Source organism: Acidisoma sp. C75 (genome assembly GCF_054665095.1).
In genome coordinates, this window is the sequence record NZ_BAAFHD010000005.1 from 174,178 (window position 1) to 190,198 (window position 16,021).

The window sequence follows — 16,021 nt, forward strand, 5'->3', positions numbered from 1 at the left end:
CCGCACCCGCGGCATAACGCTCTGGGCGAACCGTCCCGCGTTACAGGGCGCGCAGATGGCGGATGGGGCGGCCGGGGGCGATCGCCTCGGCCGCCGCGACGATCGCGGCGGCGTCGATCCGCGCTTCGCGGTAGAGGTCGGCGATCGTGCCGGATTGCCCGAAATGCTCGACGCCGAGCGCCCGGCTGCGGTGGCCGCTGACCGCGCCGAGCCAGGCGAGGCCGGCCGGATGGCCATCCTGCACGGTGATGAGCGCGGCATCGCGCGGCACGGCCGCCATCAGCCGCTCGATATGGCTGCCCGCCTGCCGCTCGCCTGCCTCGCGCCGCCGGTTCGCCGCATTCCAGCCGGCATGCAGCCGATCGGCCGAGGTGATGGCGAGCAGCCCGACATCCCGCCGATCCTCCGCCATCATGCCGATCGCGGCGATCGCCTCGGGCGCGACGGCGCCGGTATAGGCGAGCACGATCTCGGCATTCGGCCCCGGCCGGCGCAGCCAGTAGCCGCCAGCGATGATGTCCTGCCGCAGCGCCGCCGTCATCTCCCGCGCGGGTTGCTCGATCATCCGGGTGGAGAGCCGCAGGTAGAGCGCGCCGCCCCGGCCATCGGGCAGGGAGGTGCGCGGATCGGGCGTGCCGTCGCCGTTCCGCTGCAGATAGTCGAAACCCCAGCCGAGAATGGCCGAGAGCTCATCGACGAAGGCGGGCTCGAAGCTCTGCAAGCCATCCTGCGCCATGCCGATGAGCGGCGTCGCGATCGACTGGTGCGCCCCGCCCTCGGGCGCCAGCGTCAGCCCCGAAGGCGTCGCCACCACCATGAAACGCGCATCCTGGTAGCAGGCGTAGTTCAGCGCATCGAGCCCGCGTTCGATGAAGGGATCGTAGAGCGTGCCGATGGGCAGCAGCCGCTCGCCGAACAGATCGTGCGACAGGCCGAGCGCCGAGAGCAGCAGGAAGAGGTTCATCTCGGCGATGCCGAGCTCCATGTGCTGGCCGGCGGGCGAGAAGCTCCAATTGAAGGTCGAGAGGATGTGCTCCGCCTGGAAGGTATCGACCACGCTATCCCGCGCGAAGAGCCCGCGCCGGTTCACCCAGGGGCCGAGATTGGTCGAGACGGTGACATCCGGCGAGGTCGTCACGATGCGGTCCAGAATGGGGGCCGATTCGCGGGCGAGCGCGTTCATGAGCAGGCCGAACCCCTGTTGCGTGGAGGCCGTCTTCTGCGGGGCGAGCGCCGGCATCACCGGCGGATCGTAGCGCGGCGCCGGCTGCCGCCCGCTTGGCCTGCCGGCGAAGGGCGCGGTATCGAGCGCGGCTTGCAGCGCCTCGGGCGCCGCCTCCAGCCCCTCGAACCGGTCCCACTCATGGCCCGGGCGGATGCCGAGCCGGCCGCGCAGCTGCTCCATCTGCTCGGGCGTCAGGATGCCGGCATGATTGTCCTTGTGCCCGGCCAGCGGCAGGCCATAGCCCTTGATGGTATAGGCGATGAAGCAGACGGGGCGATCATGCGCGCGCGCCTGTTCGAAGGCTTGCAGCAGCATCGGCATGTCATGCCCGCCGAGATTGGCCATGATGGCGGCGAGTTCCGCATCCGACAGCCGGGCGATGAGGTTGAGGGCGGCATCGTCTCCGGCGAAATCGGCCGAGAGGCGCTTGCGCCAGGCGGCACCCCCCTGGAAGGTGAGCGCCGCATAGAGCGGGTTGGGGCAGGCGCGGATCCAGCCCTTCAGGCTTTCACCGCCCGGCTGGGCAAAGGCCGCCTGCTGCAGGCTGCCATGGCGCAGCACGACGACATCCCAGCCGAAATTGCGGAACATCGTCTCGAATTTTTCCCACAACCCCTCATGCACCACGCCGTCGAGGCTCTGGCGGTTGTAGTCCACGATCCACCAGCAGTTGCGCAGCCCGTGCTTCCAGCCTTCCTGCAAAGCCTCGAAGATATTGCCCTCGTCGAGTTCGGCATCGCCGACGAGCGCGATCATCCGCCCTTCCGGCCGGCCCTCGCCCCAGCCCTTGGCGCGCAGGTAATCCTGCACCAGCGCGGCGAAGAGCGTCTGCCCGACGCCGAGGCCGACCGAGCCCGTGGAGAAATCCACGTCATCCGTATCCTTGGTGCGGGAAGGATAGGATTGCGCGCCGCCGAAGGCCCGGAAGGCTTCGAGCTTGGCGCGCGTCTGCCGGCCGAGCAGATAGTGGATGGCGTGGAAATTCGGGCTCGCATGGGGTTTGACGGCGACCCGGTCTTCTGGCCGCAGCACGCCGAGATAGAGCGCGGTCATGATCGTCGATAGCGAGGCGGAGGAGGCCTGATGCCCGCCGACCTTGAGGTGATCCGGGTTTGGCCGCAGGTGGTTGGCGTTATGGATCATCCAGGTGGCGAGCCAGAGAACCTTGCGTTCGAGCTGGCTGAGCAAGCGTGGATCGGGCGGCGGCATGGCGTTTCCCCTTTACGCGCGAGCTTAGGGCCGCGGCCCGGGTGATTGGAGCTAAACTCCGCGTGCATTCCGGCGCGTTTTGGTGAAAATCGCTAAAATGCACGCCCTGGACGAGATCGACCGCCGCATCATCGCCGCCGTTCAGGCGGATGGGCGGATGACGGTGAACGAGATTGCCGCGCGCTGCGGCCTCTCGGCCTCGCCCTGCGCGCGCCGGGTGCGCATGCTCGAAGGGGCCGGGGTGATCAAGGGCTATACGGCGGTGATCGACCAGAAGAAGGTCGGCCTGCCGATCAGCGCCTTCGCCTCGATCAAGCTCGAACGTCAGCGGGAGGAGGATCTCGATCGTTTTGCCGCCGCCGTCGCCCGCTGGCCGGAGGTGGTGGATTGCTACCTCATGACCGGGCAGCGCGATTACCTCATGCGCATCGTGGTGCAGGATCTGGAGGCCTACGAGCGCTTCCTCAAGGACAAGCTGACCCGGCTCGACGGCGTCGCCTCCATCGAAACGAGCTTTGCGCTCGGGCAGGTCAAACGGTCGGAAGTGCTGCCGCTGTAGGGTGCGCGGGCATCCGCCCGCGCTCCGCCGTCCCCATTGACGCGCCGCCCGATCCCGTCCGAACTCGGGCCCTGCCCCTTGCGCATGGAACCCGCCCGATGCTCCACCCCGACGCTGACCATCTCCTCATCATCGGCACCTATACCGATCGGCTGCCGCATGTCGCCGGGCGGGGCAGGGGGGTCGAAGTGCTCGGCTTCGATAGCCGCACGGGCGCCATCACCCCGGGCGGCGCCGTGGATGGCCTGCGCAACCCGACCTGGGTGGTCGCCAATGCCCAGGCCACGCGGCTCTATGCGATCGAGGAAGTCTCCGCCGCCGAAGGCGCCGCGCTCGTCACCTTCGCGCTCGATCCTGCCACCGGCAGGCTCACCCGCCTCAGCGCCGTGCCCGCCGGGGGAGACGGGCCGTGCCATGCGAGCCTCGACGCGGCGGAAGGCTTCCTCTTCCTGTCGAATTACGGCGATGGCAGCGTCGTCAGCCTGCCGCTCGATGCCGAGGGCCTGCCGGTGGCGGCGGGGCTAAGGGTCATTCGCCATCAGGGCAGCGGGCCGAACGCAGCGCGGCAGGAAGGCCCGCATGTGCACCAGGCGTTGCCCACGCCGGATGGCCGGCATGTGCTGGTCTGCGAAGCGGGGCTCGATCGTATTTTCCGCTACCCGCTGGAGGAAGGCGGCCTCGCGCCCGCGCCCGATCTGGCGCTGGCGGCCGAGCCTGGCAGCTTTCCCCGCCATCTCGCCTTCCTGCCCGATGGCTCGGGCTTCCTCGTGCTGCACGAGCTTGGCAACCGGATCGACGCCTACCGGCTCACGCCCGATGGCGCGGCGCGGGCCGGGAGCCTCGGCACGCTGCCGGCCGATTGGCGGGGCGACTCGAGCGCCGCGGCGATTCGCATCCATCCGTCCGGCCGCTTCGCCTATGCCTCCAATCGGGGGCATGATTCGATCCTCGGCGTCGATCTCGTCGCGGGCTTGGGCGCGATGCGGGCGATCGGCTGGTGGAGCACCGAGGGCAGCGCCCCGCGGGATTTCACGCTCGATCCGGCGGGCCGCTTTCTCCTCGCTGCCAACCAGAACAGCGACAGCCTGCTGGTTTTCATGATCGACCAGGAAAGCGGCGTGCTGAGACCTGTGGGCAGCACCTTCGCCGTCAACACGCCTGTCTGTATCGCGATCCTGGCGCGCGGTTAGCCCGATCGGCTGCAGGGCTGGATTCCGGTCGCGCGCAGGCAATAAGTTGAAAGTAGCGCTTGGATATGACCCGTCGGCCCGTGCTCCGAGATTGCCATGGGCAATTCTTTTTCGGTCATTGCTTGGCTAGCGGAGGGAAGTTCGGACATGGTTAATACCGGTTTCGTGATGGACCGCGATTTGCAGCGCGACCTGTTGCTGAAAATGCGGAGCGCTTACCCACAGTCCCGAATGTTTCTCTATTCGGACCCTATATCGGCTCAGGTCTTCTATTTAGAGGAGCACGGCTTATGCTCGGTCAAGGATATGCGTCGAATGTCGACCCCGGATCGAGGGGAGATGACTATTACCGCCCGGGGGCTTGATTTCCTTGAAGAAGACGGAGGTCTCTCCGCGATTCTCGGGGTGGTCACGGTAAAGTTGCATTCCGAGACCATCAGGCAATTGATCGAGGCAAAGATAGACCAGGCAGAAATCCCAGACGAGGAAAAGTCCGCTCTCAGAAAGGCTTTGGCTACGCTGCCGCAGATTGCCCTACAGGCGGCTACTAGCGATTTGGTGCGTGCCGGCCTCAACCATATGCCCATGCACTGGGTCGAAAGCTTGTTCCGATAGTGACAGCGCAAATCTGCGCTGATCGCCGAGAAGGGGAGCTGCGGATAGCCGAGAAGGAGCTCTTTTGGATACCCGGTATCAACCCGTGTACATTGCACGATAATAGGAGTGGGCCGACTAGCGAATACGCACGCGGCCGCTTATCGTTTCTGCGCGACCGCAAGGACATGGTAGCGGCGGACGGATTTGAACCGCCGACCAAGGGATTATGATTCCCCTGCTCTACCGCTGAGCTACGCCGCCATGCCATCGCCTGCGCGGGCGCTCGGCCCGCGTGGTGGGTGCGGATAGCGCCCGGGCGCCCGCCCGTCAACCCGCCTTGCCGGCATGGGCCTCGCGCGCCGTGTAGCCGGGATAATCCGCATCGACGAGGAAAGGGTAGGGGCCGGGGAAACGCTCGACATAGGCGGTATGGCTGACGATCTCGCCGGCGGGCAGGCGCAGATGCAGCTGATAGGCCGGCGGCTCCAGTACCAGCTGGTCGGCCGCCCCCGGCAGCAGGTTGAGATCTGACTGATGCACCACGGCCGGGGAGACGATGACGATCGCCTGGCCGAGCCGTCCCACGATCGCGCGGTGATGATGGCCGGTGAGGATGCGTTCCACCTGGCGGTGGCGCGCGAGCAGGGCGCCGAGTTCCTCCGTATTGCGCAGGAAGATGCTGTCCATCCCGGTCGCGCCCGTCAGCATCGGCGGGTGATGCATCACGATCAGCGTCGGCTTGTCTGGCGCGGCGGCGAGAGTGCGGTCGAGAAAGGCCAGCCGCTGCGGGCAGAGCAGGCCGTAGCCCGCGCCGGGCACCACCGAATCGAGCATGACGAGGCGGAGCGGCTGATCCTCCACCACATATTGCACGAAATCGGGGTCGCTCAGCACGCCGGGGAGATGGCCGAGCCCTTCGCGGAAATTCTCCCGCCGGTCGTGATTGCCGGGCACGACATAGACGGGCATGGCGAGATGCTGCGCGAAGAGCGCCGCTGCCATGCGGTATTCCTCGGGCCGGCCGCATTCCGTCACGTCGCCCGAAATCACCACGAGATCGGGGGCGGGGCGCAGCGCGGCGACGGCGCGGAGTGCGCGCTCCACCAGCATATTGGTCTCCACCACGCGGGCGGCCGGCACGCCGCGCGGGCGGATGTGAAGATCGGTGAGATGGGCGATGAGCATGGGCTGGGCGCGTCCGCAACAGTGGAGGAGACGAGCCTAGGTGCCAGTCGCCTCAAGTTCCATGGGCTTTTCGATGAAACCGCCGCCGAGCACGCGCTCCCCCTGGTAGAAGACGCAAGCCTGGCCCGGTGCGGGCAGGGCCGGCGTATCGAGCAGCACCTCCGCCCCGCCATCGGGCCGCGGCCGCACCAGGGCGCCGGCGAGTTCCGCCCGCGCGCGCAGCTTGACCGAGAGGTGCCAGCCCTCGGGCGGGCAGGGGCTCAGCCAATTGACCTCGCGCAGACCGAGCGCGCGCGCGCCCGCGCTCCGCGGGCCGACCACCACGCGCCGCTGCGCGGCATCGAGCCGGGTGACCACCGGCGCCTCCTCGCCCTCGCGCCGGATGAGGCCGAGGCGCTTCGCCTGGCCGACGGTGAAGCGGGCGATCCCCTCATGCCGGCCGAGCACGCGGCCCTGGGCATCGACGATCTCGCCCGGCTCCATCGCTTCCGGCCGCAGCTTGGCGATCACCTCGGTATAGCGGCCCTGCGGCACGAAGCAGATATCCTGGCTGTCCGACTTGGCCGCGACATCGAGACCGAGCCGCGCCGCCTCGGCCCGCACCGCCGCCTTGTTGGGCATGGCGCCGAGGGGGAAGCGGCTGAAGGCCAGCTGCTCGCGCGTCGTCGCGAAGAGAAACCAGCTCTGATCCCGCGCCGGGTCCACCGCGCGGTGGAGTTCCGGCCCCGCCGGGCCTTCGATGCGACGGACGTAATGGCCGGTCGCCATCGCTTCGGCGCCGAGATCGCGGGCGAGCTCGATGAGATCGCCGAACTTCACGCTCTGGTTGCAGCGGACGCAGGGGACGGGCGTTTCCCCCGCCGCGTAGCTCGCCGCGAAATCCTCCATCACGGCGGCGCGGAAGCGGGCCTCGGCGTCGATCACGTAATGCGGGATGCCGATCCGGTCCGCGACCCGGCGGGCATCGTGGATATCCTCCCCGGCGCAGCAGGCGCCCTTCCGCTTGGCGGCGGCGCCATGATCGTAAAGCTGAAGCGTGACGCCGATAACCTCGTGGCCGGCTTCCCGAAGCAGCCCGGCCACCACGGAGCTATCGACCCCGCCAGACATGGCGACGACGATGCGCATGGTCAGAAACCCTCTGTGATGGGGCGTCTTCTACAGAGGTTGCGCTTACTCCGCCACGGAGTTTCGCGATGGCGGGGTCGCCTTGGGCGGCGGGGTCTTGGGCCGGAAGCCGCAGAAGGGGGCGGCGTTGCAGCGCCAGCATTCGGGCTTGCGGGCGCGGCAGATATAGCGGCCGTGCAGGATGAGGCGGTGATGCGCCTGCATCAGCAGATCCGCCGGAATGCGCGCCAGCAGCCCATCCTCAACCGCGCGCGGGGTTTTGCCGGGCGCGAGGCCGGTGCGGTTGCCGAGGCGGAAGAGATGGGTATCGACCGCGATGGTCGGCTCGCCGAACGCCGTGTTGAGCACGACATTCGCCGTCTTGCGGCCGACGCCGGGCAGGGCTTCGAGCGCCGCCCGCTCCCGCGGCACGGCGCCGCCATGTTCGGCGATCAGCTTCTCCGAGAGCGCGATGACGTTGCGGGCCTTGCCCTGCCAGAGGCCGAGGGATTTGATATAGGCGCCGAGCCCCTCGACTCCGAGGGCCGCCATCTGAGCAGGCGTTTCGGCGACCTGGAAGAGCGGGGCGGTCGCGCGGTTGACGGCGGCATCCGTCGTCTGCGCGGAGAGCACGACGGCGACGAGCAGGGTGAAGTCGTTCCGGTAGAGCAGTTCGGTCGCGGCTTCCGGCCAATGGCTGGCCAGCGCTTCGAGAAAGGGGCGGACGTTCTTGGCCGGCATGCGGGCGGCGGCAGGCGGCGCCTTGGCCTTGCCTTCGGCCTTGGCCTGGGGGCTTGCAGCCTCGGCGGCGGGCTTGGCCTTCGGCTTTCGGGTGGGGGCGGCGGCTTTGGCCATTCTGCGTGATGCGGCCGGCGCCGCACCCTCCTCATGAAAACGGCCCCGCCCCTGATCCTTGGGGGGGCGGAGCCGCTTGCCCCCAAGACCAGGGTGGCTGAACCTCAGCCGCGCCGGTCAACCCTGCCTGCGCGGCCCGGCCTGCGCGGCCCGGCCTGGGCGGCCCCGCTTACCGGCGGCGACCGTTCAGGCCTTCTCGGCGATATGGGCGAGCAGGAAATCCCGGAACACGGCGACGCGCTTCGAGTTCCGCAACTCCTCCGGATAGACGAAGAAGACATCGACCTTCGGCGCCTTCACATCCTGCAGGATGGAGACCAGCCCCTCGGTGTCGCGGCCGAGATAATCGGGCAGCACGCCGATGCCGAGCCCCGAGCGGATGGCGAGCGCCATGCCGTGCAGATTGTTGATTTCGAGCGCCGCCCGGCGCGGATTGCCCGGCCGGCGGCCGGCTTCGGCCAGCCAGTTGATGTCATCCACTGGCGGGCGGTAGCCGCCGAAGAGGATGATCTTGTGGTTGTCGAGATCTTCCGGCGCCTGCGGCGTGCCGTGCTTCTTGAGGTATTCGGGGGAAGCGAAGACCGTCCAATGGATATCCATCAGATGCCGCTGGACGAGATCGGGCTGCTTCGGCGGGTGCATGCGGATCGCCACATCGGCCTCCCGCATGGCGAGGTCGAGATCGCCATCATCGAGCAGGAGCGACATGGTGACTTCCGGATACTGCTCCAGGAAGGCCTGACAGCGCGGGGCAAGCCAGATCGAGCCGAAGCCCACCGTCGTCGTCACCTTCAGCCGGCCGGCCGGCTTCTCCTTGCTCTCGGTCAGCAACGCTTCCGTCATCGCGAGCTTGGCAAAGACCTCGCGCACCGTGCGGTTGAGCGCCTCGCCCTGTTCGGTGAGAATCAGCCCGCGCGCATGACGATGGAAGAGTGGTACCTGCAAGGCCTCCTCCAGCGCGGAAATCTGACGGGAAACGGCAGATTGGCTGAGGTTCAGAGTGTCCCCGGCATGCGTGAAGCTGCCCGCTTCCGCCACCGAGTGGAAAACCCTCAATTTGTCCCAATCCATCGTGCCGTTTCCAATTCCAACAGGTTCAACTGGCGCGTGGCGCGGCCGTCCGCACCACCTCAGGCTGGCTTAATAGGCCGCTACGGCTTCTTTCGAAATACTGTGGGTGAGCCATTTTTCTGCATCCAGCGCCGCCATGCAGCCCGAGGCCGCGGCCGTCACCGCCTGGCGGTAGATCCGGTCCTGCACGTCGCCCGCGGCGAAGACCCCCGGAACCGAGGTGCGGGTGGTGCCCGGCTCGGTCAGGATATAGCCCTCCGCGTCGAGCGCGAGCGCGCCCTTGAAGACGGCCGTGTTCGGGGTATGGCCGATGGCGATGAAGACGCCGTCCACATCGAGCGTCCGGCTCGCCCCGTTCGCCACATGCTTGAGGCGGAGGCCGGTCACCACCGGCGGCTCGCCCGCGCCCAGCACCTCATCCACCACATGGTCCCAGATCACCGAGACCTTGGGGTTGCTGAACAGACGATCCTGCATGATCCGCTCGGCGCGGAGCGAATCCCGCCGATGGATGAGCGTGACATGGCTTGCGTGATGGGTGAGGTAGAGCGCCTCTTCCACCGCGGTATTGCCGCCGCCGATGACGGCGACCTTCTTTCCGCGATAGAAGAACCCGTCGCAGGTGGCGCAGGCCGAGACGCCGGCGCCGCGCAACGCGCGTTCGGAGGGAAGTTCGAGCCAGCGGGCCGAAGCCCCGGTTGCGATGACGACGCTGTTCGCCTCGAACCGCTCGTTCGAATCGGAGATGGCGACGAAGGGGTGGCGCGAGAGATCGACCTCGGTGATGATGTCGTGCACGATGCGCGTGCCCATGCGTTCGGCCTGGGCGGCCATCTGCTCCATCAGCCAAGGGCCCTGGATGGCATCGGCGAAGCCGGGATAGTTTTCGACATCGGTGGTGATCGTCAGCTGGCCGCCAGGCTGCAGGCCGGCGACCAGCACGGGCGAAAGCCCGGCCCGGGCGGCATAGATCGCCGCCGTGTAGCCGGCCGGGCCGGCCCCGATGACGAGCACCGGGATGGGTTGTCCAATCGTCATAATGAACGCAATCCGTCGATTCGAAGGGGAACAGGATATCTTTGACGTGAAAGGCAGCGCAAGGAAAAGCCAGTCGGCCCAAGACCATGTTGTGAGGCTGCGGCCGCCCCATTAAAACATTGTTTCGCGCGCAGCCGCATCAGGAGCGCTTTGGAGTATTTGGACCCGCTGATGAAAACCGAAGCAAACCCTGCGGTGGAATTTGACGCGATTGACCGGCGCATCCTGACAGAACTTCAAATGGACGGGAGGATCACAAATGTCGAGCTGGCGCGGCGTGCGGGAATCTCGGCCCCGCCCTGCCTGAGGCGCGTGCGTCGGCTGGAGGAGGCGGGCCTCATCCGCGGCTACCATGCCGAGACCGACGGCGCCCAACTCGGCTGGACCATCACCTTCTTCGCCATCGTCGGCCTCGAAAGCCAGAAGGAGGCGATCCTCTCGGGCTTCGAGAAGACCGTCGCCACCTGGGAGGAGGTGCGGGAATGCCACATGATCCGCGGCGGCGGGGATTTCCTGCTGCGCCTCGTGGCGCGCGATGCGGCGCATGAGAACCTGCTCACCCAGCGGCTCACCGGCCTCGCCGAGGTCAGCCGCGTGCAGACCCTGCAGACCATCCGCACGAGCAAGAGCCTGGCCGGCGTGCCGATCTGAGGCCGGGCGCAGAGCTTCGCCCGGGCGGATGATGGCCATCCGCCCGGGATGTGTTCTAGCCGATCGTCGCCAGCAGCCGCTCGGCCATGCTGTCGGCATTCGCCATGGCCGCCGCCAGACCCTCGAAATAGGACGAAGCCGCGCCCTGGCGGCGGATGAAGGCGAGGAAGGCGGTGATTGAGCGGCTGCCTTCGGCGAGCGGCACCGGCCCGCCCGCACCCTCCCCGGCGGCCGCCCCGGATGCGGCGAGCCGTGCCCCGAGATCGGCGCCGAAGCGGTAGTTGCGGGATTGGCGGGAGGTGCAGGTGAGGATGAGATCGCCGAGCCCGCCGGGCGCGAGCACGGTGGCCGCGGCGCCGCCGAGGAGCGGCAGCAGCCGCTGCAATTCCGCGATGCCGCGGGCGACGTAACTCGCCCGCGTATTCTCGCCGAGGCCGAGCCCCTCGCTGAGCCCCGCGCCGATCGCGATGATATTCTTGGCGACGCCGATGATTTCGAGGCCGCGCAGATCCTCGGTCGGGGTAATCGCGATCCGCGGCCCGGCGAGGCGCGCGGCGAGTGCTGCGCCACGCGCGGCGTCGCGGCAGGCGAGTGACATCCAGACCTTGTGGCCGGCCAGCATCTCGCCCGCGAAGGTCGGGCCCGAGAGCATGGCGACGGGATGGCCCGGCAGATGATGGGCGACGAGATCGGTTGGGAAATCATGCGTCTCGGCATCCATGCCCTTGACGCAGGAGATCATCACCGGGCCGGAGGGCCGGCGCGGCAATCGGTCGAGCACGGCGGCGAGGGCGCCGCTCGGCAGCGCGAGCACCACCGCGCCATAGCGCGCGAGGTCGATCGCGCCGAGATCGTGGATGAAGGCGGCGCTCCCCGGCGGCGGGGCGGCGGCGGCCGGCGTGGCTTCGGGCGGGCGGCGGCGGAACACCTCGATCGCCAGATCGCCGCGTGCCGGCAAAGCCTGGGCGAGGGCCTGGCCGAAAGCGCCGTAGCCCATGATGAGCAGGCGGAGAGGAGAGGGCGCGCTATCCATGATGCGGTCCGTCGCGGTGGAGGCTGGCTCGGGGAGGTGCCCGCTCTCCCCTGCCTTGTCCAGGGCGGGGCTCTCCGACCGGCTTGACCGCTAGAAACGGTACCCGATGCCGCCGCCGAGGATCCAGGGATTGACCTGGCCGCTCGACGTCGCCCCCCCGTGGTTGACGGAAGCAACAGCGGGCAGCACCAGCTTCTTCACGTCGAGATTGGCGAACCAGGGCCCGCCGAGATGCAGATCCGCGCCGAGCTGAAACACCGCCCCCACTTCCGTCTGGACACTCAGCTGCTGCACCAGGCCCCCGGCGGGCTCGGCGTCGAAATAGGGCACGACGGCGAAGCCGATGCCGATATAGGGGTTGATGAGACTGTCCGGCAAAGCGTGGAACTGGCCGAGGAGCAGGACCGGCGCCGCCTCCACCGTGCCGACGGGGAGCGTGCCGAGGACGGTATTGCGCGCGCGGATATTCTCGCGAAAGACGCCGACCTCGCCTTCGATCGCGAGGTGCCGCGTAAAGAAATGGCTGAGATCGAGTTCGGGGGTCGCCAGATTGTCGTTCTCGAAATTGCCGCCGAGCGGCGAGATCGGCGTGCCGCCGTGATCGGGAATGATGCCGACGAGGCGCAGCCGGACCAGCCAATCCCCGGCATGGAAGCCACCGGCGCCCCCCGTGCTCTGGGCATGGCACAGGGGGGGCATCGTCAGCATCAGCGCAGCCGCCAGGCTTATCACGCGGGGACTCAGCAATCGGGTCATCGTCACCTGTCACTCAAAACGGTTCGAGCACCTTACAGATCGGGGCCTTGTTGACTAGTCTTGTTCGGATTCGCCGCCGGACGGGGCCGCAGGCCTTCAGGGTTGAGAAAGGCGCCGCGCGCTCACGCGGGGAGGGCAAGCACGCGCATGGCGGCATATCTTAGGCGGTTTTCGCTCAATGCGGCATATCTGCTGCTGCTGCTGGCGGCCATCTGCCGCTGCCCGGCCGCCACCCTCGCCGCGGCGCCAGCGCCGCCCGGGCCGGCGCCGACGCTCCGCAAGCCGGTGTCACCCGGCTGCGTCACCTCACCCTTCGGGCCGCGCGTCATCGCCGCCGCCCCGGTCGCCGGGCGGTATCATTGGGGGGTCGATCTTCGAGCGGCGGCAGGGGCGCCGGTGCTGGCGGTGGCGCCCGGGCGCATCATCCGGATCGACCGCGCGGGCATGGGCGGGCTGGAAGTTCTGGTCCAGCACCCAGGCTTCCAGGCTCTCTACGCCCATCTCGGCATGGTCGCGCCGCGCATCGCGGATGGCCAGAGGCAGCTCTCCGCCGGCGGCTGGATCGGCCGCGTCGGCCGCACCGGCCTCACCCTCGGCACGCATCTTTATTTCGAGATCATCATCGACGGTCGCCGGGTGGACCCCGCGCCCTATCTCGGCGTTCTGCCGTGCGGGGCAGGGAACAGCGCGCTGGTGCGGCCCATGAGCCAACAGGCGAAGAGGCCGAGCCATTCATGCGCCGCCAGATCGGTCATCGCCAGCCGGTCGGGGAAGGTGGCGCCAAGGTCGAGCGAGAGGCCCGGCATTGTCTTGTAGCCCACCGGATAGGGCAGCACGTCCCAGCCGGCATGGCGGAACAGCCCGACGGCCCGCGGCATGTGCCAGGCGGAGGTGACGAGCAGCCAGGTCTGCCCCGGCTTCGGCCCGAGCCGCTGCTTGAGGAAGAGGGCATTCTCGTAGGTGGTGCGAGAGCGGCTTTCATAGACGATGCGGCGCTGATCCAGCCCCTGCTGGGTAAAGAATGCGCGGGCGACGTCGGCCTCCGTCATCGTGCCATGCAGCAAGCGGCCATTGCCGCCGGTGAAGGCGAGCCGTGCCTGGGGATAGGCCCGGGCGAGGTAGAGCAGGCTCGTCATCCGCTCGGCCGCGCTGTTGAGTGAGGGCATGCCGCGCGCGGCCGAGATCGCGGTATCGACCGCGCCGCCCAGCACGATGATGCCGGTGACATCGGCGGGTAAGCGGCGCACCGGGGGGAAGCGGTTTTCGAGCGGTTGCAGCAGCGCTGAGCCGATCGGCAGCAGGGCGATCGCGGCATAGGCCCCGAGCGTGAGGGAGATGCAGCCGAGGCCCCATGCGGCGCGCCGTTCAGCCTGGGGGCCGCGCGCCGTTCCGCCTGGCGCGCGCGCGCCGCCGCGCCGCGCCGAGAGCACCAGGCCGAGCCCGGCGCAGCCGAGGATGAGCAAAAGCACGCTCGGCTCGAACACCAGCCAAAGCAGCTTGGAGACGTAGAACAGCGCCAGGATCGTCACGCCTGGCCGCGCGCCGCCGGCGGGCCGCTGCCCCTCACCGGCAGCGGCCGATCACCCGGTCCCCGCCGCCCGGCACGCTTTCCGGCGTGGTGCCGCTCGGCAAGACCTCGATCGCGCGGATATGGCCGACCCAGCTGCGCCCGCCGCCCCACTGAAAGGCGCTGAGATCGGGGTAGTAGCAGCCGTTCTGGATGAAGAGGCTATGGTTCGCGCCCGCCGGGTCCGGCGTGTCGGACACCTCGATCCAACGCCCGGTGCCGTTCGAGATCGAGAAGGCCGGGAAGGCGGGAACGAGGCTGCTCGCCCGGAAGTCGATCGACTGTCCCTGGCAGCCGATCCCCGCCCAGAGGCGGACGAGGCCCGAGGGCGGAACGCCGCAGGCGTTCTGCGCCTTGGCAGGCGGCGCGGCGGCGAGCGAGGTGAGGGCGAGGGCGGCGGCGGCGAGCGTGCCGAGGCCGAGGGCCGGGCGGGGTCGGCGCGGATGGAGCATGGGGCGAGCCTCCTGATGGTTGCGCGCCGCACGCTACTTCCTGGCTTTCGCGCGAACAACGCAACGAAGGATTACCGTCCTGTTAGGCCGTGCGGGAAGCGGCCATCCGGGCCGCCCTGATCCTCAGCTTCGGCCAGGCGAGCCGTCTTGTCATGGCGCTGCGGGCGCGATCCGGAACGGCCGGGCAAAGGCGCCGGGCTAGAAGCGTTCTACCCAAGGGCGAAGCTCGACCTCCAGCGACCAGGCATTGCGCGGCTGGCGCAGGAGATCGAGATAGGTCTGCGCGATCGCCGCCGGATCGAGCGTGCTATCCGGCGCCTCGGCCGGATCCGGCCGCGCGGCACTCCGCACCGCGCCGTCGATGACGATATGGGCGACATGGATGCCCTGCGGCCCCAGTTCGCGCGCCGCGCTCTGCGCGAGGCCGCGCAGCGCGAATTTGCCCATGGCGAAGGCGGCGGACTGGGCATAGCCTTTGACGCTCGCCGAAGCGCCGGTCAGCAGGATGGCGCCCTGGGCCTTGGGCAGCATCCGCCGCGCCGCCTGCTGAACGGCGAGAAACCCGCCGAAGGCCGAGACGGCGATGGCGTCCCTCACGGCCGCGGCGTCGAGCTCGGCGAGCGGCCCCCGCACCCGCGCGCTCGCATTGTAGATCACCACCTCGGGCGGCCCGAGGCTCTCCTCCATCGCCGCGAACAGGGCGGCCATGGAAGCAGGATCGGCGGCATCTGCCGCGAAGGCACGGCCGCCCGTCTCCGCCGCGAGGGCGGCGAGCTTCGCGCTGTTGCGGGCCGCGAGGCCGACGGCGAGGCCGGCTGCCGCCAGCCCGCGCGCGACCTCGGCGCTGATGCCGGGCCCGGCCCCGATGATGAGCGCGGTGCGATACGGGATTGCGGCCATCAGGCGTGCCGGCGCGCCAGATCGAGCAGCACCTGCGCCTCGAATTCCTTGTCCTTCAGCCGCTGGCGGACGAGATCGACCATGCTGATCATGCCGTGCAGCGTGCCGTCCGACATCACCGGCAGATGGCGGACATGGGCGAGCGACATGGCGGAGAGGGCGGCATCGATCCGGTCATCCGGCCGGCAGGTGACGAGCGGCGCCGAGGCCAGCGGCCCGACCGGCATGGAAAGCGCGGCCGCGCCATATTTCGCGGCGGCCTCGGTGAAATCGCGCTCGGTGAAGATCGCGGCCGGGCGCAGGTGATCATCCTCCACGATGACGGCGCTGATGCCACGCTCATGCAGCATGCGGACCACGGAAAGCACCGATTCCGTCGGCCGCACGAGCACCGCGGGCTCGCCCTTCTGCTGGAGGATCTCCTGAATGGTCATGGCTAACTCCCTGAGTGGAAAAGACCGTCGCCGCGAGCTGCGGCGGCGCGGCATCCGAACGGGTGCGCCTCAGATATGGACCCCGAAGAGCGCCGGCAAAACCGCGTTTCTGGGGGAACACCCGCGAGTTTCGCGCGTATCTCGCAGCTGCAGCGTGACGCGAGGAGCGCGCCTCCTCCGCCGGTAGCCGCA

16 protein-coding genes, 1 tRNA gene and 1 pseudogene are annotated in these 16,021 nt (G+C 68.7%); 5 read left to right on the top strand and 13 right to left on the bottom strand.

Annotated elements, in window-relative coordinates; translation table 11 throughout:
- Window positions 1-40: 40 nt before the first annotated feature.
- Window positions 41-2,434, bottom strand: coding sequence for a transketolase (locus ACYQ7X_RS08745; protein WP_459696586.1), 2,394 nt, complete (start codon window positions 2,432-2,434; stop codon window positions 41-43).
- An 82-nt stretch (window positions 2,435-2,516) separates the two neighbouring features.
- On the opposite strand from ACYQ7X_RS08745, the gene ACYQ7X_RS08750 reads away from it, so the two are divergent.
- From ACYQ7X_RS08750 to ACYQ7X_RS08760, 3 genes are all read left to right on the top strand, one after another.
- Complete coding sequence (locus ACYQ7X_RS08750) at window positions 2,517-2,993, top strand: Lrp/AsnC family transcriptional regulator (RefSeq protein ID WP_459696587.1); 477 nt, start codon at window positions 2,517-2,519, stop codon at window positions 2,991-2,993.
- A 98-nt stretch (window positions 2,994-3,091) separates the two neighbouring features.
- Entirely contained in the window at window positions 3,092-4,183 is a 1,092-nt protein-coding gene (locus ACYQ7X_RS08755) for a lactonase family protein (protein WP_459696588.1), read from the top strand.
- 147 nt (window positions 4,184-4,330) lie between these two features.
- Window positions 4,331-4,798, top strand: coding sequence for a hypothetical protein (locus tag ACYQ7X_RS08760; protein ID WP_459696589.1), 468 nt, complete (start codon window positions 4,331-4,333; stop codon window positions 4,796-4,798).
- A 168-nt stretch (window positions 4,799-4,966) separates the two neighbouring features.
- Here ACYQ7X_RS08760 and ACYQ7X_RS08765 read toward each other — a convergent pair.
- The 6 genes from ACYQ7X_RS08765 to trxB all read right to left on the bottom strand — a co-directional run bounded on the left by ACYQ7X_RS08765 (window position 4,967) and on the right by trxB (window position 10,036).
- Window positions 4,967-5,041: transfer RNA gene (locus ACYQ7X_RS08765), tRNA-Met, on the bottom strand.
- A gap of 66 nt (window positions 5,042-5,107) precedes the next feature.
- Window positions 5,108-5,965, bottom strand: a complete 858-nt coding sequence (locus tag ACYQ7X_RS08770; protein ID WP_459696590.1) for a phosphodiesterase — start codon at window positions 5,963-5,965, stop codon at window positions 5,108-5,110.
- A gap of 36 nt (window positions 5,966-6,001) precedes the next feature.
- Window positions 6,002-7,093, bottom strand: a complete 1,092-nt coding sequence (gene mnmA / locus ACYQ7X_RS08775) for a tRNA 2-thiouridine(34) synthase MnmA (protein ID WP_459696591.1) — start codon at window positions 7,091-7,093, stop codon at window positions 6,002-6,004.
- Window positions 7,094-7,138: 45 nt separating this feature from the next.
- The gene (gene nth / locus ACYQ7X_RS08780; protein WP_459696697.1) at window positions 7,139-7,813 is read right to left on the bottom strand and encodes an endonuclease III; all 675 of its coding nucleotides are present in this window, start codon (window positions 7,811-7,813) and stop codon (window positions 7,139-7,141) included.
- Window positions 7,814-8,113: 300 nt separating this feature from the next.
- Window positions 8,114-8,998, bottom strand: a complete 885-nt coding sequence (locus ACYQ7X_RS08785) for a LysR family transcriptional regulator (protein ID WP_459696593.1) — start codon at window positions 8,996-8,998, stop codon at window positions 8,114-8,116.
- Between the two features lie 69 nt (window positions 8,999-9,067).
- Window positions 9,068-10,036, bottom strand: a complete 969-nt coding sequence (trxB, locus tag ACYQ7X_RS08790; RefSeq protein ID WP_459696594.1) for a thioredoxin-disulfide reductase — start codon at window positions 10,034-10,036, stop codon at window positions 9,068-9,070.
- A 171-nt stretch (window positions 10,037-10,207) separates the two neighbouring features.
- Between trxB and ACYQ7X_RS08795 the strand changes: the two genes are divergently transcribed.
- Window positions 10,208-10,687 carry an Lrp/AsnC family transcriptional regulator gene (locus tag ACYQ7X_RS08795; RefSeq protein ID WP_459696595.1) on the top strand — a complete coding sequence of 160 codons (480 nt, stop codon included), beginning with the start codon at window positions 10,208-10,210 and terminating at the stop codon, window positions 10,685-10,687.
- Between the two features lie 55 nt (window positions 10,688-10,742).
- On the opposite strand, the gene ACYQ7X_RS08800 is transcribed toward ACYQ7X_RS08795, so the two are convergent.
- Together ACYQ7X_RS08800 and ACYQ7X_RS08805 are read right to left on the bottom strand one after the other, a co-directional pair.
- On the bottom strand, window positions 10,743-11,720 hold the full coding sequence (locus ACYQ7X_RS08800) for an NAD(P)H-dependent glycerol-3-phosphate dehydrogenase (protein WP_459696596.1): 978 nt from the start codon (window positions 11,718-11,720) through the stop codon (window positions 10,743-10,745).
- Window positions 11,721-11,810: 90 nt separating this feature from the next.
- A complete protein-coding gene (locus ACYQ7X_RS08805) occupies window positions 11,811-12,428 on the bottom strand; it encodes an OmpW/AlkL family protein (RefSeq protein WP_459696598.1) in 618 nt (205 codons plus the stop codon).
- A 195-nt stretch (window positions 12,429-12,623) separates the two neighbouring features.
- Here ACYQ7X_RS08805 and ACYQ7X_RS08810 point away from each other — a divergent pair.
- Window positions 12,624-13,061 (top strand): annotated as a pseudogene (locus ACYQ7X_RS08810) (M23 family metallopeptidase); the annotation flags it as partial.
- Between the two features lie 65 nt (window positions 13,062-13,126).
- Here the strand turns inward: ACYQ7X_RS08810 and ACYQ7X_RS08815 are convergent.
- The 4 genes from ACYQ7X_RS08815 to ACYQ7X_RS08830 all read right to left on the bottom strand — a co-directional run bounded on the left by ACYQ7X_RS08815 (window position 13,127) and on the right by ACYQ7X_RS08830 (window position 15,829).
- The gene (locus tag ACYQ7X_RS08815; RefSeq protein ID WP_459696599.1) at window positions 13,127-14,005 is read right to left on the bottom strand and encodes a YdcF family protein; all 879 of its coding nucleotides are present in this window, start codon (window positions 14,003-14,005) and stop codon (window positions 13,127-13,129) included.
- A 34-nt stretch (window positions 14,006-14,039) separates the two neighbouring features.
- The gene (locus ACYQ7X_RS08820) at window positions 14,040-14,495 is read right to left on the bottom strand and encodes a hypothetical protein (RefSeq protein WP_459696600.1); all 456 of its coding nucleotides are present in this window, start codon (window positions 14,493-14,495) and stop codon (window positions 14,040-14,042) included.
- A gap of 198 nt (window positions 14,496-14,693) precedes the next feature.
- The gene (locus ACYQ7X_RS08825; RefSeq protein WP_459696601.1) at window positions 14,694-15,395 is read right to left on the bottom strand and encodes an SDR family NAD(P)-dependent oxidoreductase; all 702 of its coding nucleotides are present in this window, start codon (window positions 15,393-15,395) and stop codon (window positions 14,694-14,696) included.
- On the bottom strand, window positions 15,395-15,829 hold the full coding sequence (locus ACYQ7X_RS08830) for a CBS domain-containing protein (RefSeq protein WP_459696602.1): 435 nt from the start codon (window positions 15,827-15,829) through the stop codon (window positions 15,395-15,397). The genes ACYQ7X_RS08825 and ACYQ7X_RS08830 overlap by 1 nt, the downstream gene beginning before the upstream one ends.
- Between the last annotated feature and the right edge of the window lie 192 nt (window positions 15,830-16,021).